Below are 26,168 nucleotides of genomic sequence, written 5' to 3'. Positions count from 1 at the left end.
TCCCTACCAGCGCGCGCCGAACACGGTGCGCAGTTCTTCGAGTGCGGCTTCGTCGAGCGGTGCGGGCCGCGGGGTCGTCATCAACCATAAACGCGCGGTCTCTTCGAGTTCTTCGAGCGCATACGCGGCTTGCGCCACTGACCGCTCCCACACCACCGGACCGAGACGTTCGAGCAGCACGGCGCGAACGCTGTCGGCGAGCGCGGCGATCTGTTCCGCGACCTGCGGATCGCCGGGCCGCTTGTAGCGAATCAGGGGGACGTGGCCCACTTTCATCACGTAGTACGGCGTGATAGGCGGCAGCACGTCTGTCTCGCGCCAGACGCCCGCGAGCGTCAGCGCGACCAGATGCGTCGAATGGGTGTGGACGATTCCGCGTGCCTCGCCGTTGCGCGCATAGATGCCGCGATGCAGCGCCAGCGTTTTCGACGGCCGGCCGCCAGACACCGCCTTGCCGTCGAGATCGACCTTGGCGATATCGGCGGGATCGAGCCGGCCGAGACAGGCATCGGTCGGCGTGATCAGCCAGCCGTCGTCGAGCCGCGTGCTGATGTTGCCGGCGGTGCCCACCGTGTAGCCGCGTTGATAAAGACTCGCGCCGGTCACGCAGATTTCTTCGCGAACGCGCGCTTCGTCAGTCGTATGGAGTGCGGGCGTGCCGGTCATTGCGCGGCTCCGCTCAGATGACGCAGCGCTTTTTCGAAGAAGTCGGTCGTGCCGAAGTTGCCGGATTTCAGGGCGAGCGCGAGCGGCTCGGCGCCGGTCGTGGCGGTGGCGGGCACGCCGGGATCGATCTGCGCGCCGATCCGCAGCGTGTGCACGTCGAGCGCCTGCACGACGGCGCCCGAGGTCTCGCCGCCCGCTACCACGAACTTGCGCACGCCGCGCTCGCGCAGACCGCGAGCAATCGCAGCCAACGTGGATTCGACCAGATGTCCTGCCTCATTCACACCGAGTTCGCGTTGCACCGCCTTGACTTCGTCGGGCGTGGCAGTGGCATAGATCAGCATGGGCTCGGCTTTGTCGAGGTACGGCTGCGCAAAAGCCAGTGCCTGTTCGACGACGTTCTCACCACGCGCCGCGGCGAGCGGATCGATGCGAAATGCAGGCCGTGTGGCGCGCCACTCCGCGACCTGGGCGTTGGTCGCTTTCGATGCGCTACCGGCCAGCACCGCCGGCAGTCCGTCCACCGGCGGCAACTGCGCGGCGTCGCCCTGTTCTTCGAGCAAACCCGCGCGGCGAAAGTTGGCCGGCAAACCCAACGCGACGCCGGAACCTCCGGTAATCAGCGTGAGGTCGGCGCAAGCTTCGCCGAGTACGTAGAGGTCGGCATCGGACACCGCGTCGGCAATCGCCATGCGCACGCCTTCATCGCGCAACGTATCGAACGATTCGCGCACGGCCGACACGCCTCGCGCTACAGCGTCATAACGCACGAGACCGACTTTCGATCGGGTCTGCCGTTGCAGCACGCTCACGAGGTTGGCATCGCGCATCGGTGTGAGCGGATGGTTTTCCATGCCCGACGCGTTGAGCAACGTATCGCCGACAAACAGATGGCCGCGAAAGATCGTGCGGCCGTTCTCGGGAAATGCCGGACAGGCGATCGTGAACGCATTGACGTTGCCGTTCGCGGATAACGCGTCGAGCAGCGCATCCGTGACCGGGCCGATGTTGCCCGCGTCGGTCGAATCGAATGTCGAGCAGTATTTGAAGAAGAACTGCCGGCAGCCTTGCGCACGCAGCCAGTCGAGCGCGGCGAGCGATTGCGCGACCGCATCGGCGGCGGGAATGGTGCGCGATTTCAGCGCGACCACCAGTGCGTCGGCTTCGAGCGTTTCGCTCGATGCGGGCACGCCGATGTTTTGCACGGTGCGCATGCCGCCGCGCACCAGCATGTTGGCGAGATCGGTGGCGCCAGTGAAGTCGTCGGCGATGCAGCCGAGTAGCGCGCGTTTCGTGTTTGCCGTCATGACGGTCTCCTGCTTACTTCGCCGCCGGCACGTCGATGCCGGGGAAAATCTTGATCACCGCGGAATCGTCTTCACCACCGTGACCGGCCGTGGACGCCATCATGAACATCTGATGCGCCGCCGCCGACAACGGCAGCGGGAATTTGGAGCGACGCGCGGTATCGAGCACGAGGCCGAGATCCTTGACGAAAATATCGACGGCCGACAGCGGCGTGTAGTCGCCGTTCAGAATGTGCGGCACACGATTCTCGAACATCCACGAATTGCCCGCGCTGTGCGTGATGACCTCGTACAACGCATCCGGATCGACGCCTTCGCGCAAGCCGAGCGCCATCGCCTCGGCGGCCACCGCGATATGCACGCCGGCCAGCAACTGATTGATGATCTTCACCTTCGACCCGGCACCGTGCTCGGAGCCGAGGCGGTACACCTTGCCGGCCATCGCGGCCAGCACGTCCTCGCACGCGGCATAGGCCGCAGCAGGACCGGACGTCATCATGGTCATCTCGCCGGAGGCCGCGCGCGCCGCGCCGCCCGAGACCGGCGCGTCGAGCATCTGCAAACCGGCCGCCTCGATCCGCTTGCCGAGTTCGATCGCGAAGTCCGGCGCCACGGTCGCGCTGGCGATCACCACGCCGCCCTTTTTCATCGCTGCGACCGCGCCCTGCTCGCCGAACAGCACGGCCTCCGTTTGCGCGGCATTAACCACCAGCGTGACGACCACCTCGCACTGCGCGCCGAGTTCGGCGGGCGTCGCACAACCCACGCCGCCTTCCGCGACGAACGCATTCAGGATCTCGCTCCGCAGATCGCACGCATGGACCCGCAGACCCGCGCGCAGCAGCGAGCGCGCGACACCCAGGCCCATTGCACCAAGACCGATGACACCGACATTTCTGGACATGCTTGACCTCTATGAATTCGTTGGGCGCTCGCGCCTGAAGCTGGGCGTTCAAGCTCAGCCGTGAAGCTCAGCAAATCCCCGCTTCCGCGAGACGCCGTGCCGCGTTGTACATATGAGTTCGCGCCGCATTGCGCGCCGCCATCGGATCGCCTGCGCGAATCGCGGCAGCGATCGCCGCATGCTCTTCGCGCACCTGACGCGAAAAGTCCTCGCGCAGCGCCTCGTTGCGGCGCGTGACGACCGTGCCGGCTTCGAGGTACTGATTCAGGAAGGTGAGGGTTTTGAGGAAATACGGATTGCCGGTGGCCGCCGCGATCGCGCGATGAAACGCGACGTCTTCAGCCACGCCGTCCTCGCCTTCGGCCACCGCCGCGTCGATCTTCGCGAGCGCCGCGTCGATCGACATCATGTCGGCGTCGCTGCGGCGCATGGCGGCTTCCGACGCGACTTCCGCTTCGATCGCGCGCCGCAACGCGAGAATCTGCACCACCGAGCCGGGTTCGACCGCTTCCGCGTAGTCGATCCGCAGCGGCCGGACCGTGCCGTGCGCGGCGACGAACACGCCGCTGCCCTGGCGCGGCTCGACCACGCCTTCGTTCTTCAGCCGCGAGATCGCCTCGCGGATCACCGTGCGGCTCACCCCGAACTGCTGGGCGAGCACGGCCTCGGTCGGCAGCTTGCCGCCGCGCTCGAAGGTGCCTTTGTCGATCTGCTTGAGAAGCTGCTGCGCGACGGTGTCGCTCAACGCTCTCGCAGGAATCTTGTCGAACATCAATGCCTCGATTGATCATGTTATCGGGTCATCATACAAATTTTAGATGCCGGTTGCATCCATGCAAACCCTGGGATTTTTGTGCATCGGGCGGCAAAGTTGGCGAAACAGAAGGCTTAAGCTATCGTCACGCCTTTAGCGCGCCGCGCGGGGGATTCAAGCGTGGCGCGGGTCCGCCCTTCCTCGAATGCATCCTTCAAGGCCCATGAGCAAAGCCCTGCCGCCGTCTTCCGCCGTTCCCGTCAGCGCCGAACCGGCCCCGGACAAACCGGGCGACTCATATGTGCAGTCGTTCGCGCGCGGCCTCGCGGTGATCCGCGCGTTCGACGCCACGCGCCCCGAACAGACGCTCACAGACGTCGCCGCCGCCACCGGCCTCACACGCGCCGGCGCACGCCGCATTTTGCTGACCCTGCAAACGCTCGGCTATGTGGAGGCCGAAGGGCGCCTGTTCCGCCTCACGCCGAAGATTCTCGACCTCGGCTTCGCGTATCTGACCTCCATGCCGTTCTGGAACCTCGCCGAGCCGGTGATGGAACAACTGTCGGCGCAGGTCCACGAGAGCTGCTCGGCGGCCGTGCTCGACCGCACCGAGATCGTCTACGTGCTGCGCGTGCCGACTCACAAGATCATGACGATCAACCTGTCGATCGGCAGCCGGCTGCCGGCCTATTGCACGTCGATGGGCCGCGTGCTACTCGCCGCGCTCGACGAGGAAACGCTCGAGACGACCCTGAATTCGGCGCCGCTCTACGCGCACACGCCGCGCACGGTCACCGACAAGGAAGAGTTGAAGAAGCTGATCGCGCAGGTGCGCCGCCAGGGCTGGGCGATCGTCGATCAGGAACTGGAAGGCGGGCTGATTTCGCTGTCCGCGCCGATCCGCAATCGCCAGGGACGCGTGATCGCCGCGATGAATATCAGCGGCAATGCGCAGCGCAATTCGGCCAAGCAGATGGTGAAGGCGTTTCTGGAGCCGTTGCAGCACGCCGCGCAAACCGTCTCGGAGATGGTGGCACGACGCGGGTAATTCCGTTGGCGGGCGCCGCGTCATGACGGCGCCCTGTTCGAGCAATCAATCGATCGGCTGGTCCGCCGTTTCCTTCAGCATCGAGACCGCGATCAACGACACCACGACACACGCCGCCACATAACCGGCCGGCGCGAGCTTGCTGCCGGTCAGCTTGATCAGCCACGTCGCGACGAGCTGCGCGGTCCCGCCGAACACGCACACGCTCAACGCATACGCGATCGAAATGCCGGTGGCGCGCACGCGCCGCGGAAACGACTCGCACATCAAGGCGAATTCCGACGCCGAGCCCATCGAGTAGAACAGCAGCATCAGCGCGGTCAGCGACATGATGACGGGCAACTGCGGAAAGCGGTTGATCAGCATGAAAGCCGGAAACAGCAGCAACACCAGCACGCCGCGCCCGAACAGGATCGGCCGCTTACGGCTGCCAATGCGATCCGACAGCATGCCGAAGAGCGGACACGTGATCAGCATCACGAAGCCCGAGGCGACGCCCACCAGCATCGACAGCGACATCGGCAGGCCGAGCGTGTGGATCGCGTAGGTCGGCATGTAGAAGGTCAGGATGTAGGTCGAGACCGTGCCGCCCATCACCGTCAGCGTGATCAGGATGAGCGGACGCAAATGGCTAGTGAAGAGTTCATGCAGCACGCCGCGTTCGATGGCGTGGCTGTGCGCGCTGGCGGCGTCGTCGGCCAAGCGGCGGCGCAGGTACATGCCGACCGGCGCGATCAGCACGCCGAGCAGGAACGGAATGCGCCAACCCCAGCTTTCCAGCGACTCTTTCGGCAACGCGCCGGACAATGCCGCCGCGATGCCCGAGCCCATCAGCGCGGCGCCGCCTTGCGTGGCGAGTTGCCAGCTCGCGCGAAAGCCGCGCCGCGTGCCGCCGCCCTGTTCGAGCAGCGTGGACGTGGCCGCGCCGAACTCGCCGCCTTGCGAGAAGCCTTGCACGAGACGCGCCAGCACGATGAGCAAAGGCGCGGCGAGACCGATCTGCGCATAGGTCGGCGCGATCGCGATCAGGCCGGTGCTCACCGCCATCAGCATGATGGTCAGATTGAGCGCGGCTTTGCGGCCCTTGCGGTCCGCGTACACGCCGAGCATGACGCTGCCGAGCGGCCGCGTGATGAAGCCCGCCGCGAAGGTCGCGACCGACAGCAGCAACGACGTAGTCGGATCCGCCGACGGGAAATACAGCTTGCCGATGATCACGGCAAAAAACCCGTACACGGTGAAGTCGAAGAACTCGAGCCAGTTGCCGATCACCGCGGCGGCGATCGCGCCGCGGCTGGCGGGCCGGCTCGCCTGAACGGCGTGGCTCGCATTGGTCGTGGTACTCATCGCGTGGTCTTCCTCGTCGTTATGGTTGTGGGACTCGATTCAGGCGCGGCTCGCCGCACCGGATCACTGGCCGAGATAGCGCTCCACCAGCCGCGTCCAGAACGCCGCGCCGACCGGCAAATTGCGGTCGTTGAAGTCGTAGTGCGGGTTGTGCACCATGCAGCCGTCCTCGCCCGCGCCGTTGCCGATGCGCAGGAACGTGCCCGGCCGCTTCTGCAGCATGAAGGCGAAGTCTTCGCTGCCCATCAGCACGGCGAATATATGTCAGGACGTTGCTGGACAAGGCTTTGCGGGAAATCGTTTCTAATATTTTTACGAGGCGGGTATCTCGAATTCGCGGGCATTTAACGGGAGTCGGCAGGAAATATTAGAAACGGGAAACCCCTTGCTCAGGGCTTTGAACAGCCCTCACCCAATCTTGTTGTAGACTGCGCACCACCGCTATATTCGTCTGATAGATATATCCAATATTCGAACCGGGGTATCACATGCCAAGAGCAAAGCGCAACGAAATCGACCTGGATGCTGAGATTGAGCGGCTTACCCAGGATCATCCCAGGATTCATGCGGAAAACGCGGCATCGAAAAAGCATCGGAGCGAGACGCCGTGCCATGCTCCGATGCCGATCAGTGAAATGAAGCGCTTTGGCTTTATCGCACCCGCCGGGCGCGAATGAAGCCGTTACAGGTCATGGTGCTCGTTGTGAAGCCGGCGATGCCGGCAAGATAGACGGTCGTAGTCGATGCCAGGGACATGCGAACGACTGGCGTTGACTGCTCCTGAAATGCCACGCCGGTTAGGTAGGAGACTTGCAACGTGTTCTGCGTGCCGAGGCCCGCGAGAGTGGCCGAAGTTGAAGTGATGCCGCTCTGAAGGTTCGAGGTCACCGTGCTGGCGGCCGGTATGTAGCGAATCGATCCGCTCACATCCCAATCTCCGGCAGTCAGGCTGACGCTCGTGCAATTCGCCGCTGTCGCGTTCGTCAGTGACGTGCCGCTTGTCGTGTTCGTGACGTATTCGCCAAAGCTACCCGCGTTAGCGCTGTCGTTCGTCGTGGTGCCAACGATGCCCGCCGTGCTTGATGGCGTGATTGCGCTAGTCGCCTGAAGCGTCGTGAACTTAGCAGCAGCGGCAGTCGTTGTACCGATCGCAGGCGGGCTAGCAAGGTATGTACTGAACCCGGCCCCACTGACAGTGCTACTTGCTGCGAGAGTTGTGAATGAGCCAGTGCTACCGCTGATCGGCGCATTGTTGATTGTTCCGCCCGAGATCGTCGGCGTGTTGAGTGTCGCCGTCCCGATGGTCGCGCTGGTGCCGAATACCAGTGCACCACTGCCAGTTTCATCAGAAATCACACCAGCCAACTGTGCCGAAGTGGTGGCGGCGAACTGCGCGAGTGTGCCAGTCGTCAATGCATATGTAGTGCCGCAGGAAAATCCGGTCGAAGTCGTGTACTTGAGAGCGCTGTTCGCCGTACTGCAACTCGGCAGCGCGACGGCCGTAGGTGATGCGCTGGCCGCCGTGACATTCGCCACGACGGTATTTGCTGCTTGTGCCGCAAGAGCCGTTGCAGTGACTGGCGACCATACCGGAGCTGTCGTCGGGCCGGTCGATACGATCGCCTGCCCGGCAGTCGATCCTGCCGGGTTCAGCAACTGGATCGGATTGAGCGTCGCGCCGAATGACGCTGCGGCCGAGAACGTCAGCACCAACAGTGTGAGAAGTCGTTTCATTTCAGTCCTTGATCACGGCGTCATCGCCGATGGTCGATGTCAAAGCGTTATCGCAGTGGCCTGGGTTGATCCAGTTCAGCACCTTGCAAAGCACGCAGCCCCATTCCTTGCCTTCGTTGCGGGCCTTCGCCGCGCGCTCGCTGATGGTTTCATTCGGCGATCCGCCAGCAAGCGTGTTGCCAGCCTGGTCGAGCAGAATCAGCAGGTTCAGAAGATAGCGCAGGATCGGATTCATTTCGAAGCCACTCCCTTAATCTTCTCGTAAGACCGCAAACCACCCATGCCAAGCATCCCCATCATGAGTTGCCACAGGTTGTCATCAAGCCCCGGCATTGACGGAAGCTGATGACCGGCCGCGAGAACGCCCCAGCTCACAAGCGGACGCAAGAGATACTGATAAGCAAGCGCGAAGCCGCATACCCAGCCAATGAAGGGGCGCCAGCCGGCAACAAAAGTGCTGTTGTTGCCTGCTTCAGTCTGGTTGACGCCGATCTGTGCCTTTGCAATCTCAAAGGCCTGGTCCATTTCCTTGAACTCGCCGGCCTGCTGGGCCTTGAACAATTCCAACTTGGCCGCTGCGGCTTGAGTCGGATCTGGCCAAACCCGATCGATGATCTTCGAACCGAAATCCAGAACAGAGCCGATGCCAGTAATGTCGAGCAGTCCCATTTCAAACTCCTGTGCGCATCATCTGCGCGAGACGTTGCGCACGTGCACCGACTTGCGATGCCCACGCGGAATTGAGCATCCCGGCCGCCGCGTCGTCATAGCGCCCCTGGCGCATCGCGGCAAGCGTGTTCTTGAAGCCAAGCAGCTTGTTTGATCCGAGATTGAACATGAGGTTGGCGATCACGCGTTGGCGCACATCGTTCAGATCGGTCCACCACGGCAGATCGCGGTTGAGATCAGAAAAGACGTTCGCCAGATCGCTCGCCAGAAGCTGATTGACCTGATCGTCCGTGAGCGGATAAGTCCAGCCAGCGGGCAGCGGTGACGCCTGAAGGTTGTGACCTACTCCGACAGTCGGAATGTCCTTTGTGTCGCGATATGGCACGTACCGAACGCCTTCATCGCGCCGCAACTCCGCGATCAGTTGGGCTTCATTGGCTGGGTTCACTTTTCCCTCCGGTAACGCTGGATCGAGATATAGGTCTGGACGATGCTGTAGACCGTCGCAGCAAGCGCGGCAACACCAGACACGGTGATGTTTTCCGCTGCATGGGTGATGTAGACCCCGAGCCATGCAGGCGATGCTTTGGCTGCCGCAATGGCCGCTTCTTTGTATTGGTCCATGGAATCCCCGTTATCTACCATTCCCCGTATGAATATTCAGGTAACGTCGTTATTCCCGTAGCAAGTCACTGACACGAGAGCGAAGTCTGTTAGCGCCTGAGATGGATTGAGAGTCTGAATCCGGACATTTGCCTGGCCAGGTGAGTAAATCACTGGAAAACATGCCCCGTTTACGTTGATCGTCACCGGGTAGTTCGTATTCGGTCCCTGCTTTTCAAACGTGATGCTGTAATCGCCGGTCCCGATCTTTGTAATCGAGCCAACGTTATATTTGCTGATAGGCGTTGGCGATGAGGCAGTTCCGTCGAACGTGACCCATGCAGACGCCATTGCTTTTCCAGTCTTGCTTGGCCCGATGAAAACGGGCTTCTCTACATTCGAGCCATACATATTCCCGAAATCGGTAACGTCATATACAGCCGCGCCAGATGGGTTTACCTGAATGTACTTCCGGGATGAATCGGCTACATAAGCGCCAAAACCATTAAATCCATTGCCAATGGCTGTTATTTGAACCTTGTTCGGAGTACCAATATCTGCACGAATGTTATTGGTGACATAATTTGTCGCGTCGATCCGGTTGAAGGTGCAGCCCTTCACCAGAATTCCAGTTGATCCATCTGTACCATTTCCGCCAGTGAACCATATATCGGCGTTACCAGCGTTACCTTCAAAATAGGTTCCGACGAATGTTGCAGATTGCGCACCTGCCAATCCAGCACCGCTGATGCTCGTGAATACTCCAACGCCATAGCGATCGCTTGCGCTCCCGCCAATGCCATTTTCTTGCACTGATCCTCCGATAAATATACAGGTAACCGGATCAGCCAGATTTACGCCGAAATTTAGATTGTCAATAAACTGGCAATTAAGGAACGTAATTGCATTGGGTTGCGTAAAATTGCTATAGGAGAAAAGCGCACCATTGCCACACGCACCAATGGCGCAGTTATCAAAGATACTTTGTAAAATATCGGATCCATTAATGCCAGTTCCAAAGACCTGCACCACGATATCTCTCATCGTGAGAAGAGATGCATCCTGAAGCGACAACCCGGTTCCAACCGTCTGACTAACTCCAAGAAAACGCAGATTTTTGATTGAGCAATACGAATTTGCATACGGAGGAGGTGCGCCTTTATAGGTGAGCGCAGAGCCAGTGCCGGTGTAGTAAATCTCGCTCGCTCCCATCCCCGATCCGACGATCGATGAATGTGTGAGCAGATTGTCAGTAATCAGGCTTTGATCAAGCACCAGACCCGACCCACTCACAAGATATTTGCCTTGCGGGAAATAAAGTGTCCCGCCATGCTGCGTCATAAAGGCTAGCGCCTTATTGATTGCCGCAGTGTCGTCTGTTACGCCGTCACCGAGCGCGCCGAACTGCGGATCTTTGACGTTGTATTCCGCCAGTCGATTGGCAAGTGCAGTATTGGCGGCAACTTTTGAATCAACAATCGATCCATCCGCATATTTGCTCATGGTTACAGCGCCGTCAGCCAGTTTTGGCGTCGTCACGGTCCCGTCAGACGGCGCGCCGATGACTCGAGCAGCGCCGCCGCGGATATAGACCATCTGCGTGCCAATCGGGATGGCGTCCGGGAAATTCAGCCCATACCCAACCAATGACCCTCCATCCAGCCCCTGATACGTGCCGTCAAATATCGCCTGAATGTTGTCTATTGAGTAGTACTGATTGGCGAGAGTAAGCGAAGAGGTTGTGCCGGCGACAAATGTAGGAAGCTCCGTCGGGTTCGGCAGCACGCTAGAAATGAATTTCTCGACCTTGGCATCGGCGGCAAGCTCAGCAATATCGTCCTGCGTTAGATAGCGACCGTCAAGCACGGAGATCGGTAACGCACGCGTTACCCCGTTTGCGTTCTGCCAGATTGGCAACTTGTCGTCAGCACTTACCGACGATGCAACCGAGAGGTCATTGATTGTTGTCATGCCGTGTGTTCCGCGATTGGTCCGTATTTCCCCGCTACGAGGTCCGCGTAGATTTCGCGGCCGTAGTCCATGACGTCTTCAGGCGAAGCGTTGAATTTCACCGGCGTAGTTCCTAGATCATGAAAAACGATATCGACGGAGATCATCGTGTGCGCGGCGTCAAACCAGACCGGATTGGCAATGCTGTCGTATGTCATGCTGTTCTCACCCACATGGAGACGCCCGTCGAGCCGACGCCGGTAACGATCGCAGACCATGTACCGGGATCGCCCGGCGCAGATCCAGTCGTCAGCGTCAGGCCACCGACAGTCTTGGTCTGGAATATCGTCGCCATGCGCGGCGACATCTTGGCTTGCAGGTTGCCGTCGTTGGCTGCCTGCGACCCGTTGATATTGAGTTGCGCACCGGCAAAGTTATAGTTCGCTCCATCCCACTGAATAGCTTTTGAACCATCCGAGGTAAGCGCAACGATTCCACCACCTGCGATAACGTTGTGCGACGTTGCGATATCGGATTGCGCTGAAATTCCACCTGACGACGTAATCGTGACGCGGCCAGTTTCGACCGTATTCCCTGCATTCACATTGCGAAGAATCAAGCCACCAGCGCCGCTACCTTGATTATTGGTAATGACGGATTCACTTGTGCCGAAGTCATTCCATGTCAGCCATGTTCCGGGTACGTTGGCGCTTGTGGTCCCCGACACATGAACAGTCTTTGCCTCTACATAAAACGCGTCCAGGTGATACCGTGCACCGTCATTACCAACGACAATCGTAGGAACTGATTCCGGGCTCGTGGTATCGGTCGGCACATAGACGTACATGCCGAAACCAGTCACCCATACCTGATTCGTCGATGACCTGGAGCGCGATCGGAGTTCGGCAAGATCAGCGGCGCTTTGCACGCTCGATGATCCGATGGCCAACGCGATCGGGTCAGTCTCGTTCAATGATGCATAAACGACACGTCCAGCAGAATCGAGAATCGTGATGGAATAGGGAATCGCGCAAAACATATGCACGAGCGCACCGGCCGCCGTTGCATGGCCGTGCACGGTACGAATCGGCTGCTGAAGAACGACAGAACCGGCAACGTCGGAAGTGACAACAGCCGGATAGGCGACAGGATCAAGACCGCCCTGGCCGATGTAGATGGAACCGGACTCCAACGGCGAGCCGTAGAGGTCCGTGAAAAATGGAAGCGCACGCGCCTCGCTGGTAGTCGCCATTACGTCACCCCCATCTTCGGAGTGGTGATACAATTCCGTATAACAAATACGGACTGCCAACTATCATGCGCAAATGTTCGATTGATGGATGCGAAGGAAGGCATCAAGCCCTTGGGTTTTGCCGAAAGCATTACCTCCGGCATTGGTCGGGAAAGGATCCCGCGTTGGATCCAAGGCCTGAAATGCCGGCCGAGAAAAGATTCGCGACCAAATACGCGGTAAATGACCGCGGATGTTGGGTATGGAACGCGCAGAGCAGTAAATTCCGCTCTTGCAGTTTTTGGTTCAGAAAAGAACGTATGACCGCTTATCGTGCTTCGTACATCATGCACAAAGGAGAAATACCTAGCGGCTACGTTGTGCGTCACAAATGCGATGACCCGGCATGCGTCAACCCCGAGCATCTTGAGCTTGGAACACAGAAAGACAATTGTGCAGACAAGGTGCTGCGCAATCGCTGCAACGCGAAGGCTGGGAGCGCTCATTCGAACACCTCGCTGACCGAGAAGGATGTGTTGGACATGCGAGCGTCCGCAGACAGCATGAAGACGCTCGCAGCCCATTACGGTGTGCATTACATGACTGTTTACGACATCATGAAACGCAGGACCTGGAAACACATCTGATCAGGTTTGGTTGAACAAAATGATGCCGCACATCTCAGGGTTCGTCACCGAAGTCCCATAGAACGCATCTACCCGGTACAGCGATTTGTACGTCTCGATGTGCGCCTGCTTGGTCATCACGATCTCGATGCCTTGCTCGGTCGTGCCGCGCATCACTGCGAGACCCTGATCCGAAGGCACAGCCAGACGACCCGGCAGGATTTCGACCGCTTCTTTCTTCCAGAAGCAGTTCACGCCGGTCGTAACCGTGTTCAGCCACGTGATGGCCGCGCCCGATGCCGGAGCGGCGGTACAGTTCTGGTAAGCCAGTTCCGCATCCGTGCCGCCGGTTCCGCTGATGATCGCCGGGGCAATCTGGATCGTGCCCGTACCGCCTGCACCCGAAACGATGCTGACGACGCGGAACGTCTTGAGCTGGCCGGTATCGACCTTCGTGATCGGATGGACGTTGTTGACGCCAGCTATCGTGAAGGCGTCGCCGACCTTGACCGTACCGGACGTGACGGTGATCGCCAGCGCCTGAATCCGGTTGTCCACGTTCGACTGAAGCGGGCCGGTCGGGCTCGCTGCCAGCGCCTTCGGAACCGTGTACTGGTTCGCGCCGTTGACCGTGACCGTCACGCCAGCCGCAGCAGCGAGACGAGCCTGATAGTCAGCCTTCAGCACGCGCTCGAAGCCCGCCACACGGCGGCCAACGGTCGCCATTTCGTATGCGTCGGCGGCCTTCTGACCTTCCACCACATACGCGCGGCTTGCCAGATTGCCAGCCATTGCGTTGTAGTCACGCGAGCCGAACACGGCATAGCGTTCGTCGTAGTCGATGCCCGACTCGTTCATCAGCGAATCGGCCTGCGCCAGATCGTCGAAGCCGGTCGCCGCAACAGTGCGCTTCACCACCAGCGAGCCGAGCGTCGAAACAGCGTTCACCACCGCGAGGTTGATGTCCGATGCGATCTTCTGCTTTGCAGCATCGCCCAAACGGTTTTCCTGCAACGCATCGCGCAGTTCGGTCGCGTCCATCGTCCACGGCGACGAGCGGATCGTATCGATCGCGGCCGGAATCGTGAGCTGCGTTTTGCCGACGAAGTTGGCGGTCTGATCGAGGCCCGAGAACGAACGGGCGATGTACGGCATCGGGCGGCGAATGATATCGCCGGCGCGGGCCATCATGGTCTGATCGTTCTGGAACACGGTGACGGCTTTCGACATGACCAGTTGATCATGGAAGCCTTCCAGCAGGCGTTCAAAGGCGACGCGCTCCTCCTTGCTGAAGGAGTTTGCGGTCGAGAGAAAAGGTGCTGAGGGCGGGTTTGACATAGCGAGCAATCCTAAATAAGAGACGAAAAATGAATGGCCTCAAAGGCCACAGATTTCGCATCCAGCCAGGACTGACGCTCAGGCGTCGATGGTGCTGAGATACGTGAAGCTAGTTGTCGGATCGCGCAAGGAATGTCTCTTATGCGATCCGACCAACAATTGCGCTAAGACTACTACTTTCGGTTATGTTAATCAAGTAGTGCTAAGCAATAGGCGCACTATTTCGCGCCCATCTGTTTCTTGTAAGCGACGACCCGCGAATAGTCGCCAGTGCGCGCCGCTTCATCGCGGAGCTTTTCAAGTTGCGAGCCGGAAGCGCTATGGCCGGTTGCACTGCGTTCGGACGAAATGCGCGGCTCGGGCGCCGGGCGCGGGGTTTTGCGGGTGGTCAAATTCATCTCCAATTTTGCTACAGCAACGGTAAACTTGACCGGATCAGTGATCCTCGACAGGTCGATCAGGCGCGCAGGCGACTTCGACAGCGCATAGACAAGCGCGGCCGGATCGTCGGCGCCGCGCATGAGCAAGCCGCTCTGCGTCTGGTTAAGCATCGCGCCGACTTCGGCTTCTGATTCCTGGAAGTCGGCAACGCCGAGCGCTTCTGAACGCGCCTTGTACGACTTCTTGAAGTTCTCGATTTCGTCTTGCTGTTTGCGCTGGTCGTCGAGCTTCTGGCGGTCGGCGGCGTCCATCGCAGCCTTCTGCTCCATCCACTTGTCGTACGCCTCCGAGAACCGCGTTTCGTCGTAGTCGTACTGGTCGAGCGTCGGCTTGGCGCCGAGTGTCGGCTCCGGCTTCGGCAGTTTGGCGCGCAAATCTTCGAGTTCGCGCTCCATGCGGCGCTTGTCTTTCAAGGCGCCATTCAAATTCTTGCGGATTTCCTGAAAGGTGCGGCTTTCGCGCGGCTGCTGGCCTTCTTCGCCTTCCGGCGTCTCGACCTCGCCTGCCGGCTCCTGATTCCCCTCACCTTCCCCGCCTGCTTCCAACTCGTCGGCATCGTCAAAAAGGACGGCGGCCGGTGCGGCAGTCTGATTTTCGACTTCGGTTTGCAGTTCGTCTGTCTGGTCCATGTTCTCACCCCTTAGGTGGATTCGTTTAAGTGCGAAAAGTATACTTGACAAATGTTGTCATTGGTCAGTAGTGCACATATCATGTTTGAGTCGAAAAGGAGAAAAAGATGGTTATCGCAGCATTTTTACTCGTCCTGTGCGCGATCACAATGCCGCCACAGATTACGTTCGCCGTGTTCATAGCAATGGCGCTCGCCCGCATCCTGTATCTGACGCGGGATTCGGCGATCGACGCCGCCGCCCAGGTCATCACATCGCCGGTGCGACTCGTGGCTGATATCCGCCGAAACGGTATGGAAGTCCTGCGAACAATCGCGGGATACAGCGTGATTATTGCGATCCTGTGCGGAATCGCCTTTCTTTGCAGCTTGGTCTGATATGCGAAATTTCCGTGTTATCAAAGACGGTATGGATGTCGCCGCGCTCGCCCTGGCTGTTGCGATGGAGCCTTCCCGGTGGGACGCCGATACGTTTCTGCGCAAGTATCCGCAAGGGCCCTTTGGCGATACCGACACGATCATGCTGCGCTTTCCCGAGATCGCCACCGGCCTGACGGATGAGCAGATCGAGCTTTACAAGCAGAACCTGCTTCCCGGCTACGACCAGCACGAATCGATATGCTGGCCAGCATGGGATCAACTCCCGCAGGCGCATGGCTTCGTGTTCGACCTCGCGCAGTTCACGCGCGCCACGCGCATCGGTCGTGTGATGATCAATCGCATCAAGCCCGGCGGCCGCATCTTCCGCCATGCCGACACGCCCGAGCACGTGCGCTACTGGCGCCGCTTTCACCTGGTTCTGCAGGGCCAGCCGGGCGCGGTGATCTACTGCGGCGAGGAAAGCGACGGCAGCAAGGACGAGGCAATGCAGATGCTGACCGGTCGATTGTTCTGGTTTGCGAACAACCTTGAGCACGAGGTACGCAACGAATCATCCATCGATCGCATCAGCATGGTTATCGATTTACACTGCCCCAATGGTTCTGCGTCGGAATAACCCGAACCTGCGCCGCCATTTGCTTCTGGTGGCGCTTCCTCTCTGACACGTTCTTGAACTGATCCATAGCGACGGCGGTATAGCGAACGCTGTCGGCACAATTGGAATGCTCATCATGCTTCGGGTGGCCTGACTTTGCGCGCGTGTAACGACGCATGTGTTCCAGCATGACGGCACAGTCGGGAGCATCAGAGATGAATGCGTTTTTCAGCATGTCTCTGGTCCTCTTGATACCTGGCTCAACGCCGATCTGCGGGACAATCTCGACCTGCCAGCCAAGGTTCTCAACAATTCTCTTTGTCGTTAATCCAGTCTGCACGGACCGGGCGTTGCCGTCGTGCGGCAGCCAGATCGTGGCATCTTTCCGGCCTGTGTCTTTGAGCCACTCGCAATAATGGTCGATGCCGTAATTTTTGTCCTCATGATAGCCGACGAGTCGCGCGCCACTGATATCGGCCTGTGCGACCGTAACGGCCATCATGTCGTTAATCCCAAGGTCAAAGATTGCATGAAGTCCGAGAGTCGGATCGGCTACGAGTGGCCGGATGCGATTTTCCGTCGTCAGCATATGCATTTCGCGCCGGTAGATGGCGCCGGAAAGCGCCGACTTCGGGATGCCCTCCCAAATATGGTCGTAATCTTCCGGATCGTCTGCCTTCGACCGCAGCCGCTCTGCTTCCATTGCCGCATTCCAGAACGGGTTGCGGTCCCAATTTACCTCGACAATTCGGGCATCGGCTGGGCGCTTCTGGATAAACGCGGTGTAGACATAATCCGTGTCCAACTCCGGGTTCATACTGAACCAGATCTCAGACGTGATTTTCCGGATCGTCGGCAGGAAAAGTTGCAGCGATTCTTTTGAGAGTGCCTGCGCTTCTTCGCCCCAAGCGATATCAATATCGTTGAGGGATTTGATCGAGTCGGCAGTCTGGTCGCTCAATCCGCGGAAGATGAACTTCGAGCCGTTCGCGCCAGTGATATCGCGCTTCGTGATATTGAAGAACGAACTGAGCCCGCAATCCTTGATGCGCTGCTCAATGATGGCCTTAACCGATTCGTCGATCGACTCCTGAATTTCACGGAAACACAGGATGCGAAGCGGCTCCGAAGCGGCGCGGATAACTAGAGCAGTCGCGCACGCCATCGACTTGCCAGAGCCGCGACCACCATGAAAAATGGTGTAGCGCGGCCCTTGCGTCAGCAGACATTCAGCCCAATCAGGAAGCGATACATCACTCATTTGCCGACCGCCGGCCGGTTAGATGCATGAATCGGCGCTTGCGGCGGAGGCGCGCCGTTTCCCGACGTCAGTTGCTGCGCGGTCGGATCGGGCTGAACCTGCTGCACGCCGTGAAGCGGATTGATACCCGGCGACGGCGCCGCGTTGCCGCTCGCAATGGCTGCATTCACCTTGCCATCGAGCGGATGCTGCGGCTGGCTCGCGCTGATCTGCTCGGCGGTGTTCTGCACGTTGCCTTGCATGCCTTGCAGCATCTGTATGATCGTCGCAAGTTGCGAGGCGTTCGTGGTGGACACTGCCTGCGCAGCTTTCGCCTGGTTGAGTTCGGCGGTCGAAAGAGACTGCACGGCGGATGCCTGGCTCTTGCTTGCGTTGGCGTCGGACTCGCGCGCCTGAGCCAGCAGCGCGACCGTGGCGGCGTCTGGCGGTGCGTTTGCGGCCTCCTGCTGGGCCTCTTCCAATTCCTGCGCCTCCTCGTCGGTTGGCTTGACCACGCCAGCCTGCACAAGCTGTTTGCGCGAGTAAGCGGAGAGATCCTGCATTCCCTCACCGTCGAGATTCTGAATGAGCGTGTTCATGACGAGCTGCGCCATCTGCGGATCGACTACGGCCGGCAGCAATTTGATGAGCGTATTGACCGTCGAATCCTTGCGGCTGTTGAACGCAGGCCCCACGTCAACGAACACATCGAGCCCCGGCGTGAACGCGCGCGTGATGATCGGCTCGCCATCGGCGTTCAGCGACGGGACATTGATCTTCGTCGTCTCCGAGGTGTTGTCCTCACCAATAGCTGCAAACGGCCGGTTTTCCTCAACGTAGACGTCGGCCGCCATCGACATGTAGACCTTGCCGCAGCGCTCCAGCGCGCGCGCCATGTTGTCGATGAAGATATAGACCTGCATGTCCTGATGGGCCTGTACGCGGCTCACCAGAGCATCCGACGTATTCGAGTTCACCTGATCGGCTGCGAGATCGCCGCCAGTAACGTCTAGCATGTCGGCTGCGGTGATCTGCACAAGACCGGCGAGCGCTGGAGGAACGTCAGGCTGCTTGATCTGCCCGACCGGGCCGGAAACGGTAGACGAGCCGTCAGCGCCCGTAATCGGGTTGATCAGCAGGTACGGATTGTTCGCCACCAGATCACCGGCCCATGTCAGTTCATGTCCAGCCATCTGCTCGGGCGTGAAAATCGGCTTCTCGCGCGGCGTGAATGCCGTGATATCGGCCAACGTGCTGATCTGCATGTTGTACAGACGCTGCGAATCCTTGGCGAGCCGAACGGCACCTTGAAACCGCTCGATGCCGTCGATGATCTGGCGGATGCCGAATACGACGACAATGGGAATCTCGCTGCCAGCGATATAGCCGCAGTCTTTCAGAACGCCCGAGCCATCGAGGAAGTATTTGCGCACGCGCTTACGGTTGCGCTTGCCGGTGCGAACCTTCGCGTAGCCGATCGACTTCCAGTGTGCCTCCTGCTCCGCGGCATCCTCGCGCGACTCGGCATCCAGACCGGCGTACACCTTCTGCTCAAGCTTCGAGTTCGGCTCAAGCCACACCGAATATTGTTCGACCTTCTGCTCGACCTCGTAATACTCGCCAATGTAGACGGCATCGTTCGTGAACCAGTCGAACTGCTTGAGAGAGCGAACCATTTTGAAGCTCGACGGCCGTTCTTCGATCTTGACTTCGGCGCTGCTCAGATATTCGTCCGTGTAGGTGTCCCAACTAATCGGGTTGAGCACAACGCACCACTTGGCGTCCGACTTATCGAGCTTGCGGCTGTCCGGGTCAAAGAAAACACTGATATCGGCGTCGTTGATCGGCTCGAACAGGATGCGCTGCGGCGTGTCGTCGTCCAGATCGACTTCTGCGCGGTGATCATAGTCGTTCGTCAGACGCCATGCGCCGACGCCGCCCGCCACAGCTTCTTCGAATGCCGACACGTAGACGTCCTGCGCGCCGCTGTATTGTTCGTCCGACCGGTAGACGATGCGCAGTGCGTCCAGATCGTCCTGGCGGCTGCCGTCATCGCTCGACCGGAAATTGACCGTCATCGCATTGGCGCGATATTCGGACACAATGCGCCGCACGGCTTTCTGCGTCTTGTTGACGACGAAGCGCGGCCGGTTATTGAACTGCGCGCCGAGGCCGCCTTCCCATTGGGCACCGTCTACGAATGCAAAGCGCCGGTCCTCCAGCGAGGCGAGCCGGATTTGCTGCTGCGGGCCATAAGCGCGATCGAAGCGCGACGTGGCGCGATCCCACACTTTCCCGAGGCGTTCTTCTTTGGTCAGAGCCATAGTGCCCACTTCCTTTCGATGGGTTCGAATTTGCGACGCTCAAACAGTGGCGCGGCAGAGAAAGCCAGCTTTTCGCCAGCCATGAAACACTTCACGCCGCGGCGTTTCAGTTCCTTCTCGGTCGCATCAAACAGGGCATTGCCGAACATCGCGCCGCGCCGGGTCTGCTCGACGAAGAAAATGTCCCCAATCCCTTCCAGGCAATCGCCGTAATGGATGCTCGGGCGAACGAACACGACGAAGTAGGCAACGATCCGGCCATCGAGGCGGCCAATCATCATTGAGAGTTGATCCGCATCCTGCATCGCCTGATAGAGCGCGACATTAGGCTTCAGGTCATAGCCCATCTGCTTATGGATGCTGATCTCGTCGTAATGCTCGTGCAGCAGCGGCAGGAGCTCCGCATACACGTCCTGGAACCGCTCGACTGCAAAGACTGGCCGCGACATACGGACTCCTAACGACGACTGTTGAACTGATTGGCGGTTGCTGCGCCTGCCACGAACCCCGCTTTCGCAGCAAGTTGCTCGACAAACAGACGGCGCGCGGCGAGCGACTGATAATTGCGCAGCGCGGATGCCAGAAGTTTACCGTTCGACAGCAGTTTTGCCGCATTTTCCGTCGTAATCGCTGAAACTTTCTGCGTGACCGTGCGCGTGAGTGCGCCAGTCAATGCGCCGGCCGCCATGCCGCCGATTGCGCCAACCGGGCCGAACGCTGAGCCGACGCCGCCGGTAATCAGCCCCTGCACTGCTGAATCCTTCAGCGCCGAGCCGAGATTGCTGCCGAAACGCTTAGCCGCGCTCTGGTTCTGCGCAGTGTCGCTGCCTGCGATCTTGCCGGTTTTGGCGTAGCTGGCCGTCTGCCGCAACAGGTCGTCGGAGACATTGGCGAACTGTTTAGCATCGTTTGCGGACATGAACGGCGTGTATTTGTCGGCCGTCGATCGGAACTGATTGCGGTTGAACTCAGTCTTGCCGGCGCTGTTGAGATTGCGCTCCTGAACCTCGCTCATCGCCAGGTCACGCGCACGTTGCTGACGCAATGCGATGGCCTTCGCGCGGTCAGCCGCCTCCATGTCGGGCAGCATCTTCTCAATGCTTCGCAGACCGGCCGGCGAGTCAGCGTTCTGGATGGCCTCCTGGGCCTGCGCGAGCGCCGTCTGACTCGTGCGCTGCGATTCGATCGTGGCGACGGTCTGCGCATGCGAGCCGTGCAGTTCCTTGTACGCCGGCGACTGAGCGTCCAGCACCTTCTGGAACTCCGACTGCGCGGCCGCATGCTTCTCGCTCGATGCCAGAGCGCGCCGGATGTATTCCTGCCCCTGCGCCGGCAAGCCCGTCAGATCGTTCTTGTTTTGCAGGTGGCGTGCGAGTTCGGTCAGGGCGTCGATCGTGTCTTGAGGCACCTTGTTTGCCGCGCGCGCGCCAGGCTTCATCTGCTCAGTCTTCACGCTATTGATGGCATTGACCAGCTTGCCCGGATCGACTTCACCGCTCACCGGATCGACGGCGCTATACAGGCGACTCTGAACCGACTGCATGGCATCGATAGGCGCGGATGCCTGCTTGAAATTGTCCAGGTAGTTCTGGAACCCGGGCGCGGACTTTTCGAGTTGCTTGTCGAGCACTTCCTTGACGCGCAGCAGTTCGCGCGACGCCTGCACTCCGGCCGGGTTCGCTGTCGCCATCTTGGGATCTACCATATCGTCGATGCCCTTGCGTACCGAGTCATACAGCGTCTGAGCATCGGTGATCGGGGCACCATCGTTGTCGATGATGCCGCGCAAGTTGTTCAGCGACTGAGCGACGGCCGGCCGCTTGCCGCTCGGCCCCGCGAGAATGCTATCGATCGTATTGAGAACGGGCGTCGGATTGGCTGGCTTGGCGTTCTGGAATATCTGCTCAAGGTCTTGCGACGCCTGAGCGCTGCGAGCGGCTTTCAACGATTCTAGCTGCTCGGGCGTGCCTATAACCTGCTCAAGCGTCTTGCCAGCGTCGGCCTGTCGCGCCTTCTGCAAGTCGTCGAACACGGTCGAACCTTCGTCGCGAGCCATGCGCTGCGCGAGTTTGACCGGCGCCTCAAATTGCGGCGCCTGGAGTTTCTGAGCGATGCCCTGATCGAGCGTCTGCACTTCGGCCTGCCCCTTGGCGGCAAGTGCATCGCTGTGCTGCGCGGCGGCTTCGGCTGCCTGCTCTGCTGCCTGCGGATTGGCCGGAGTGCCAGGGTTGGCCGGCGTGCCTTGCTGCCCAAGCTCACGCGCGATCGCTGCGTCATTCTCCGCGCTGGCATTGGCGAACGTCGATGGATTGGCGTTCGTGGCAGCCTTCTGCACGGTCGTCACGTTCGCATCGTTAGCCAACTCGGCAGCGGTCGGTGTGTAGCCCGGCGTCTGCGGTGCCGGCGCCTGTTCAAGCTTCGTCGCCAACTGCTCAGGCGTGTTGCCGGATGCCTGCGCAATATCCGCGGCAACATGCGCGTCCGTTGCATTTCCAGCCGCAGATACCTGGGTTGCGTCAGACGGCGCTTTGCCAAACCAGCTTTGCGCCTTGGCGATGCCCTTTGCGATGGTCGGATTCTCGGCGAGCGCGGCGATGCCTTTGCCGACCGCCTTACCGACGCCCAGACCGACTGCCCCTGCCCCCGCACCGACAGCCGCATCCCGCGCGATCTCGGCAGCCGATTTATTGTCGGCCACAGCAGGCACAGCACCAGCCACAGCACCGCCAGCTACAGCGGTAGGCAACGAAGCGCCACCGGCCGCGACATATGGCGCCGCAGAGCCGACAACGCCCGCGACCTTACCTGCCAAGCTCCCGCTCGTGTCGCGCGCGACCTTCTCATTGATCTGGTTGCGCGCCGCGACCGCACCGTTGGCGAAATCGTTAGCGCCGACCATGCGACCACCAGCCGCCGCAATATCGAGCAGACTGCCCGCGACGCCGCCGATGCCCTTTTCTGCCACATCGGACAGCGTCGAACCGCTTTGCGATGCAGGCACGACTTGGCTAGGGCCGGCGGGCGCTGCACCTTGGCCGGTCGGAGCGCCACCAAACGGATTCCAGCCTTCCCAATTGCCGCCATCAGCGGGAGGCTGCTGCGCACTCTGCGGGATGACTAACGAGCCGTCAGCCAAGCCCTGCTTGACGACCGCCTGCTGATCTGCCGTGAGTGTGCCATTCTGCATCGCGGCGATTGTCTGCGGGCCGATTGGCTTGGGCTGCGGCACTGCACCCTTGGCCGCTTCGAAGCTGGCCGGCGCGCCGCTATCCTGCGTGGCGTTCGACTGCGGCCGCTGCAATTGCGAAGGATCGACCGCGATCTTTCCGGACTGCACGCGCTGATCGACCGCATCCATATCAGCCGGCGACAGGCGTCCTGAGTTGTAATCAGCCACGATCTGCGCATTGACACCGGCACCCGGAGCGAGAGCGGGCGCGCTCGGTGCGACAGTCTGCGTCGGCTGTTGCTGCTGCGGCGCCGTATCAGTGCCCACCACGCTTGGATCGAGGCCATAAGATGCGGGGCTCGGCAAAGGCGCGGCGGGGGCCGGTTGCGCATCAGGCTGCGGCGTATCCTGACCGCCTGACTTCGTGAAGTGCGCCATCACCCGATTCGTGTACGCGCGCGTCTGACCGCCCCAATTTGCAGGATCTGTGCCGCCGATGTACTGCGTCACCGCGCCGGCTGCGCTGCCTGTGCGCTGAATGCCTTCTTTCAGCAGATAGGCGGCACCGAGTGCGGCCGCTTCAGGCGATGCGTACGGGTCGATTTGATATTTCTTGATGAGTGCCGCGCGCGTGGCCGGCGTCACCTGGTACGGCGTTTGAGCATCCGCGCTGCTCACCTGATTGGCGTTCGACTTCTCGCCGGCAACACGAATGCTCGTGAGCAGGCCAGGAGGAATACCGGCCGCATCCGATGCAGCCTGATCGGCAGCCGCATACACCGGGTCTTTGTACGATTGCGGAAAGGTGGAATTGCTCATTGCGTCGGATCAAAAGATTGAGCGCCCGGCGCCGTGTAATAGCTCGGCGCTGCCTTCTTGCTGAACTGCGTGAAGCTGTCGCCCTGCTTGACGAACGCAGACTGGCCGTTAGGCATCTGCACGGTCATGTCGCGGTACGCCGGCCCGAACGATCCATTGTTGCCGCGCGCCCAATCGCCACGCGCGTTCGACCATGCAGCCTTCGAGGCGAGGAACTTCTGCCGCGCCTGAAGGTACGAGGCCCACGCCTGCGGGCTATCAGTGATCTGCGGCACGTTCTGGACCGCGCGCGCCGTCGACGCGTCCGTGAAGTTGCCATTGACCATGCTTGCGGTTTCAGCCTGCGTGACGAGGCTCGATGCTTCCTGACGCAACTGCTGAAGCTTCGACGTGTCGCCAGTCCATCGACGTCCAGCCTGATCCCATGTAGCGCCGAGCAGCCCGCTTGTTCCGCCGTTCTGGATCGAACTGAACGCTTGCGCGAGTTCGCCAGATTGATCGGCCAACTGCTGATTGCCCTGGCTTGCCGTGTATTCAGGCTGCGCGGCGGCGATCGCAGCAGGAGGCGCGGTGATCTGCTGATTGATGAGCCCGGTATTGGCCTGCGTCTGCGCTATTCCTGCCTGAGTAGCCTGGATTCCCGTCGCGGCTTGCTGCGGGGCATACGCGGCTTGCGTTCCTGCCAGAGAAGCACCAGCGTTTGCCGCTGCGACCTTTGCCGGGACTGTATTCTGCGCAACTGCCGCGCCAGCTTGGTTCGCCTGATTCGCATACAGTTCTCCAGCGGTGTTCGCGCTGCCGGCGTTCAGAATCTGCGACGCGAGCTGCTTGGCGCCTTCCGGGTTCTGGTTGATCAACTGCTCAAACGAACGCGTCTGCGCAGCGCCTGCTGTATCGCCTGCGCCTTCCTGACGCACCGCGCGGGCTTCGAGCAACTGGAGCGCACCGGGCACATCGCTCGCCTGCAAGCGCGCCTGCATTCCTGCGACGGTCGCAACAGCATCTGACGACATGCGCTGCCGGATGTTCTGCCAGTTCACCTGCTGCTGGTTGGTATTGGCATTCACCTGCGCCGAGAATTCCGGGTACTTCTGCGCGAGCGCTTGCCAGTCAGCCGAAGTCGCGTTCGGATTGCCCGACAGAGCCGCCGATTCCATTTGGAAAGCCTGCTGGCGCTGATTGTTGCTGATCTGGAGGCCAGTATTCGACTGAACGGCCTGATTCTGCGCATTCGTCGCGCCGATCCGATCCTTTGCCGTCGCTAGGTTGTAGCCGATCTGCTGCCCGGTCAGTGCGTTCTGACCCATTTCAGTGTCGATGCCTGCACCGAGGCCTGAGAAGTCATACATTAGACGGACCCTCCACCAGCAAACGCGTTAATCCCCTGCGTGATCGAACCGAGGCCCGACTTAAAGGAATTCGAAAGCGCCGTATCGTATTGCGAATAGGCATTCGCCGAGTTCTGCCATGCCTGATCGGAGTTCTGCTGATAGACTTTGCTTGCGGCTTGTAGCCCATTGACAGCGTTCTGACCGTTCGTCATCAACTGGCCGTAACCAGCGAGGCGCTGCGTGATGAGACCGTTAAGAGTGCCAATGGACGTGTTGGCGAGCGTGTTGCTCGTGTTTGATCCGCGCAGTCCACCGGTCGCCGATGCGTTGGCTAAGATGTTTTCGTTTCCAGTCTGCATCAATCCCTGATACTGCGCGCCATTCTTGATGCCGCCGATCGCAGCGTTCTGCGCATCGTTGCCGTTTGCCCCGAGCAAATCCCCGTAATCGGTAAGACCCGTCTGGCCTGCTGCCAGATACGGTGAAATCTGCTGCTGCTGATTGTCGTACTGCTGCTGCGCCAGTTGAAGCTGGCTCTGAGCGGCTTGCTGTTGCGATGCATTCGCTTTGCCGGCCTGATTCGCTGCCATGGCCGAGCTGGCTACGCCAGCCACGGCGACTGCGCCTACTGCTGCTGCAACCATGATTCACCCCACCGAAGATTCGTAACAGCCAGATAGATAGAAAGTTCCTGCATCCAATGCCGCGCCGTCGTAACGGCTCAATGTCAATACCGACGATTCCGGGCCAACTACGCCTGAAACCATGACACCGTTGGCCGATGCGCCAGGAATGATTCCCCTCTGGTCGCTTAAAGGCTGGTGAGTAAATGGAAGTGTTACCGTGGGCTTTCCGCTGGCCGTAATAGTCAGCGTTATTTCCACGTAAATTAGTGTGCCGATCGAGGCCCACACGCCCGATGCGCTACCGCTCGACGCGACCGGCTGATACCCATTCATTGCGCTGCCGTTGACCACGTTTCCAATGGCGTCAGCAACCGCCGCGTTGCCGCCGAGGGCTGCGGTCAACTGGCCTTGTGGCACGCGCGTCATGTTTGCCATGA

At 60.2% G+C, this 26,168-nt stretch carries 26 protein-coding genes and 1 pseudogene; 4 read left to right on the top strand and 23 right to left on the bottom strand.

What is annotated here, in order from left to right:
• Positions 1–3 precede the first annotated feature (3 nt).
• The 4 genes from B0G74_RS39205 to B0G74_RS39190 form a co-directional block, all read right to left on the bottom strand.
• A complete protein-coding gene (locus B0G74_RS39205) occupies positions 4–666 on the bottom strand; it encodes an aldolase (protein ID WP_132382375.1) in 663 nt (220 codons plus the stop codon).
• Positions 663–1,973 carry a 3-oxo-tetronate kinase gene (gene otnK / locus B0G74_RS39200; protein ID WP_132382373.1) on the bottom strand — a complete coding sequence of 437 codons (1,311 nt, stop codon included), beginning with the start codon at positions 1,971–1,973 and terminating at the stop codon, positions 663–665. Before otnK ends, B0G74_RS39205 begins: the two co-directional genes overlap by 4 nt.
• A gap of 13 nt (positions 1,974–1,986) precedes the next feature.
• Complete coding sequence (gene ltnD / locus B0G74_RS39195; protein ID WP_132382371.1) at positions 1,987–2,877, bottom strand: L-threonate dehydrogenase; 891 nt, start codon at positions 2,875–2,877, stop codon at positions 1,987–1,989.
• 67 nt (positions 2,878–2,944) lie between these two features.
• Positions 2,945–3,649 (bottom strand): FadR/GntR family transcriptional regulator, encoded by a 705-nt coding sequence (locus B0G74_RS39190; RefSeq protein WP_132382369.1) that lies wholly within the window; start codon positions 3,647–3,649, stop codon positions 2,945–2,947.
• Between the two features lie 205 nt (positions 3,650–3,854).
• On the opposite strand from B0G74_RS39190, the gene B0G74_RS39185 reads away from it, so the two are divergent.
• Complete coding sequence (locus tag B0G74_RS39185) at positions 3,855–4,679, top strand: IclR family transcriptional regulator (protein WP_132382367.1); 825 nt, start codon at positions 3,855–3,857, stop codon at positions 4,677–4,679.
• Between the two features lie 45 nt (positions 4,680–4,724).
• On the opposite strand, the gene B0G74_RS39180 is transcribed toward B0G74_RS39185, so the two are convergent.
• From B0G74_RS39180 to B0G74_RS39135, 10 genes and pseudogenes are all read right to left on the bottom strand, one after another.
• Positions 4,725–6,026: an MFS transporter gene (locus B0G74_RS39180; RefSeq protein ID WP_132382365.1), complete on the bottom strand. Its 1,302-nt coding sequence runs from the start codon at positions 6,024–6,026 to the stop codon at positions 4,725–4,727.
• A gap of 63 nt (positions 6,027–6,089) precedes the next feature.
• Positions 6,090–6,278: pseudogene (locus B0G74_RS39175) on the bottom strand (M20/M25/M40 family metallo-hydrolase); the annotation flags it as partial.
• Between the two features lie 399 nt (positions 6,279–6,677).
• Positions 6,678–7,760: a hypothetical protein gene (locus B0G74_RS39170; protein WP_132382363.1), complete on the bottom strand. Its 1,083-nt coding sequence runs from the start codon at positions 7,758–7,760 to the stop codon at positions 6,678–6,680.
• A 1-nt stretch (position 7,761) separates the two neighbouring features.
• On the bottom strand, positions 7,762–7,995 hold the full coding sequence (locus B0G74_RS39165; RefSeq protein ID WP_132382361.1) for a hypothetical protein: 234 nt from the start codon (positions 7,993–7,995) through the stop codon (positions 7,762–7,764).
• Complete coding sequence (locus tag B0G74_RS39160) at positions 7,992–8,429, bottom strand: holin family protein (RefSeq protein ID WP_132382359.1); 438 nt, start codon at positions 8,427–8,429, stop codon at positions 7,992–7,994. The genes B0G74_RS39165 and B0G74_RS39160 overlap by 4 nt, the downstream gene beginning before the upstream one ends.
• A 1-nt stretch (position 8,430) precedes the next feature.
• Entirely contained in the window at positions 8,431–8,877 is a 447-nt protein-coding gene (locus B0G74_RS39155; protein WP_132382357.1) for a glycoside hydrolase family protein, read from the bottom strand.
• Complete coding sequence (locus B0G74_RS39150) at positions 8,874–9,053, bottom strand: hypothetical protein (protein WP_132382355.1); 180 nt, start codon at positions 9,051–9,053, stop codon at positions 8,874–8,876. Before B0G74_RS39150 ends, B0G74_RS39155 begins: the two co-directional genes overlap by 4 nt.
• Before the next feature lie 36 nt (positions 9,054–9,089).
• Positions 9,090–11,003, bottom strand: coding sequence for a glycosyl hydrolase family 28-related protein (locus B0G74_RS39145; protein ID WP_207915785.1), 1,914 nt, complete (start codon positions 11,001–11,003; stop codon positions 9,090–9,092).
• Positions 11,000–11,200, bottom strand: a complete 201-nt coding sequence (locus tag B0G74_RS39140; protein WP_132382353.1) for a hypothetical protein — start codon at positions 11,198–11,200, stop codon at positions 11,000–11,002. The genes B0G74_RS39145 and B0G74_RS39140 overlap by 4 nt, the downstream gene beginning before the upstream one ends.
• A complete protein-coding gene (locus B0G74_RS39135; protein WP_132382351.1) occupies positions 11,197–12,234 on the bottom strand; it encodes a hypothetical protein in 1,038 nt (345 codons plus the stop codon). Before B0G74_RS39135 ends, B0G74_RS39140 begins: the two co-directional genes overlap by 4 nt.
• A gap of 299 nt (positions 12,235–12,533) precedes the next feature.
• Here B0G74_RS39135 and B0G74_RS46065 point away from each other — a divergent pair, with 299 nt between their 5' ends.
• Positions 12,534–12,860 carry an HNH endonuclease signature motif containing protein gene (locus B0G74_RS46065; RefSeq protein WP_165924021.1) on the top strand — a complete coding sequence of 109 codons (327 nt, stop codon included), beginning with the start codon at positions 12,534–12,536 and terminating at the stop codon, positions 12,858–12,860.
• Here the strand turns inward: B0G74_RS46065 and B0G74_RS39125 are convergent, their stop codons facing one another.
• Together B0G74_RS39125 and B0G74_RS39120 are read right to left on the bottom strand one after the other, a co-directional pair.
• Positions 12,861–14,177 (bottom strand): P22 phage major capsid protein family protein, encoded by a 1,317-nt coding sequence (locus B0G74_RS39125; RefSeq protein WP_132382346.1) that lies wholly within the window; start codon positions 14,175–14,177, stop codon positions 12,861–12,863.
• A gap of 218 nt (positions 14,178–14,395) precedes the next feature.
• Positions 14,396–15,247 carry a hypothetical protein gene (locus tag B0G74_RS39120; protein ID WP_132382344.1) on the bottom strand — a complete coding sequence of 284 codons (852 nt, stop codon included), beginning with the start codon at positions 15,245–15,247 and terminating at the stop codon, positions 14,396–14,398.
• A gap of 107 nt (positions 15,248–15,354) precedes the next feature.
• Between B0G74_RS39120 and B0G74_RS39115 the strand changes: the two genes are divergently transcribed.
• Positions 15,355–15,624 (top strand): hypothetical protein, encoded by a 270-nt coding sequence (locus tag B0G74_RS39115; RefSeq protein WP_132382342.1) that lies wholly within the window; start codon positions 15,355–15,357, stop codon positions 15,622–15,624.
• Positions 15,625–15,655: 31 nt separating this feature from the next.
• Positions 15,656–16,243: an aspartyl/asparaginyl beta-hydroxylase domain-containing protein gene (locus tag B0G74_RS39110; RefSeq protein ID WP_243658528.1), complete on the top strand. Its 588-nt coding sequence runs from the start codon at positions 15,656–15,658 to the stop codon at positions 16,241–16,243.
• Here the strand turns inward: B0G74_RS39110 and B0G74_RS39105 are convergent.
• Genes B0G74_RS39105 through B0G74_RS39075 form a run of 7 tightly spaced genes read right to left on the bottom strand, consistent with a single transcriptional unit; the run spans position 16,203 to position 26,166 of the window.
• The gene (locus tag B0G74_RS39105; RefSeq protein ID WP_132382340.1) at positions 16,203–17,483 is read right to left on the bottom strand and encodes a PBSX family phage terminase large subunit; all 1,281 of its coding nucleotides are present in this window, start codon (positions 17,481–17,483) and stop codon (positions 16,203–16,205) included. The genes B0G74_RS39110 and B0G74_RS39105 overlap by 41 nt on opposite strands.
• Entirely contained in the window at positions 17,480–19,786 is a 2,307-nt protein-coding gene (locus tag B0G74_RS39100; protein ID WP_132382338.1) for a portal protein, read from the bottom strand. Before B0G74_RS39100 ends, B0G74_RS39105 begins: the two co-directional genes overlap by 4 nt.
• Positions 19,777–20,235: a GNAT family N-acetyltransferase gene (locus B0G74_RS39095; protein ID WP_132382336.1), complete on the bottom strand. Its 459-nt coding sequence runs from the start codon at positions 20,233–20,235 to the stop codon at positions 19,777–19,779. The genes B0G74_RS39100 and B0G74_RS39095 overlap by 10 nt, the downstream gene beginning before the upstream one ends.
• An 8-nt stretch (positions 20,236–20,243) precedes the next feature.
• Positions 20,244–23,774 carry a hypothetical protein gene (locus B0G74_RS39090; protein WP_132382334.1) on the bottom strand — a complete coding sequence of 1,177 codons (3,531 nt, stop codon included), beginning with the start codon at positions 23,772–23,774 and terminating at the stop codon, positions 20,244–20,246.
• Positions 23,771–25,123: a hypothetical protein gene (locus B0G74_RS39085; RefSeq protein WP_132382332.1), complete on the bottom strand. Its 1,353-nt coding sequence runs from the start codon at positions 25,121–25,123 to the stop codon at positions 23,771–23,773. Before B0G74_RS39085 ends, B0G74_RS39090 begins: the two co-directional genes overlap by 4 nt.
• Positions 25,123–25,749 carry a hypothetical protein gene (locus tag B0G74_RS39080; protein WP_132382330.1) on the bottom strand — a complete coding sequence of 209 codons (627 nt, stop codon included), beginning with the start codon at positions 25,747–25,749 and terminating at the stop codon, positions 25,123–25,125. Before B0G74_RS39080 ends, B0G74_RS39085 begins: the two co-directional genes overlap by 1 nt.
• A gap of 3 nt (positions 25,750–25,752) precedes the next feature.
• Entirely contained in the window at positions 25,753–26,166 is a 414-nt protein-coding gene (locus B0G74_RS39075; RefSeq protein WP_132382328.1) for a hypothetical protein, read from the bottom strand.
• Positions 26,167–26,168 lie beyond the last annotated feature (2 nt).

This window comes from Paraburkholderia sp. BL9I2N2 (genome assembly GCF_004339745.1).
Classification (GTDB): Bacteria; Pseudomonadota; Gammaproteobacteria; order Burkholderiales; family Burkholderiaceae; genus Paraburkholderia.
The sequence above is the reverse complement of the archived record's forward strand: the minus strand, read 5'-3'. Positions and strand labels throughout refer to the sequence as shown.

Coding starts and splice junctions, on each gene's coding strand:
- B0G74_RS39205 (WP_132382375.1), bottom strand. CDS start 666: ATGACCGGCACGCCCGCACTCCATACGACTGACGAAGCGCGCGTTCGC.
- otnK (WP_132382373.1), bottom strand. CDS start 1,973: ATGACGGCAAACACGAAACGCGCGCTACTCGGCTGCATCGCCGACGAC.
- ltnD (WP_132382371.1), bottom strand. CDS start 2,877: ATGTCCAGAAATGTCGGTGTCATCGGTCTTGGTGCAATGGGCCTGGGT.
- B0G74_RS39190 (WP_132382369.1), bottom strand. CDS start 3,649: ATGTTCGACAAGATTCCTGCGAGAGCGTTGAGCGACACCGTCGCGCAG.
- B0G74_RS39185 (WP_132382367.1), top strand. CDS start 3,855: ATGAGCAAAGCCCTGCCGCCGTCTTCCGCCGTTCCCGTCAGCGCCGAA.
- B0G74_RS39180 (WP_132382365.1), bottom strand. CDS start 6,026: ATGAGTACCACGACCAATGCGAGCCACGCCGTTCAGGCGAGCCGGCCC.
- B0G74_RS39170 (WP_132382363.1), bottom strand. CDS start 7,760: ATGAAACGACTTCTCACACTGTTGGTGCTGACGTTCTCGGCCGCAGCG.
- B0G74_RS39165 (WP_132382361.1), bottom strand. CDS start 7,995: ATGAATCCGATCCTGCGCTATCTTCTGAACCTGCTGATTCTGCTCGAC.
- B0G74_RS39160 (WP_132382359.1), bottom strand. CDS start 8,429: ATGGGACTGCTCGACATTACTGGCATCGGCTCTGTTCTGGATTTCGGT.
- B0G74_RS39150 (WP_132382355.1), bottom strand. CDS start 9,053: ATGGACCAATACAAAGAAGCGGCCATTGCGGCAGCCAAAGCATCGCCT.
- B0G74_RS39145 (WP_207915785.1), bottom strand. CDS start 11,003: ATGACAACAATCAATGACCTCTCGGTTGCATCGTCGGTAAGTGCTGAC.
- B0G74_RS39140 (WP_132382353.1), bottom strand. CDS start 11,200: ATGACATACGACAGCATTGCCAATCCGGTCTGGTTTGACGCCGCGCAC.
- B0G74_RS39135 (WP_132382351.1), bottom strand. CDS start 12,234: ATGGCGACTACCAGCGAGGCGCGTGCGCTTCCATTTTTCACGGACCTC.
- B0G74_RS46065 (WP_165924021.1), top strand. CDS start 12,534: ATGACCGCTTATCGTGCTTCGTACATCATGCACAAAGGAGAAATACCT.
- B0G74_RS39125 (WP_132382346.1), bottom strand. CDS start 14,177: ATGTCAAACCCGCCCTCAGCACCTTTTCTCTCGACCGCAAACTCCTTC.
- B0G74_RS39120 (WP_132382344.1), bottom strand. CDS start 15,247: ATGGACCAGACAGACGAACTGCAAACCGAAGTCGAAAATCAGACTGCC.
- B0G74_RS39115 (WP_132382342.1), top strand. CDS start 15,355: ATGGTTATCGCAGCATTTTTACTCGTCCTGTGCGCGATCACAATGCCG.
- B0G74_RS39110 (WP_243658528.1), top strand. CDS start 15,656: ATGGATGTCGCCGCGCTCGCCCTGGCTGTTGCGATGGAGCCTTCCCGG.
- B0G74_RS39105 (WP_132382340.1), bottom strand. CDS start 17,483: ATGAGTGATGTATCGCTTCCTGATTGGGCTGAATGTCTGCTGACGCAA.
- B0G74_RS39100 (WP_132382338.1), bottom strand. CDS start 19,786: ATGGCTCTGACCAAAGAAGAACGCCTCGGGAAAGTGTGGGATCGCGCC.
- B0G74_RS39095 (WP_132382336.1), bottom strand. CDS start 20,235: ATGTCGCGGCCAGTCTTTGCAGTCGAGCGGTTCCAGGACGTGTATGCG.
- B0G74_RS39090 (WP_132382334.1), bottom strand. CDS start 23,774: ATGAGCAATTCCACCTTTCCGCAATCGTACAAAGACCCGGTGTATGCG.
- B0G74_RS39085 (WP_132382332.1), bottom strand. CDS start 25,123: ATGTATGACTTCTCAGGCCTCGGTGCAGGCATCGACACTGAAATGGGT.
- B0G74_RS39080 (WP_132382330.1), bottom strand. CDS start 25,749: ATGGTTGCAGCAGCAGTAGGCGCAGTCGCCGTGGCTGGCGTAGCCAGC.
- B0G74_RS39075 (WP_132382328.1), bottom strand. CDS start 26,166: ATGGCAAACATGACGCGCGTGCCACAAGGCCAGTTGACCGCAGCCCTC.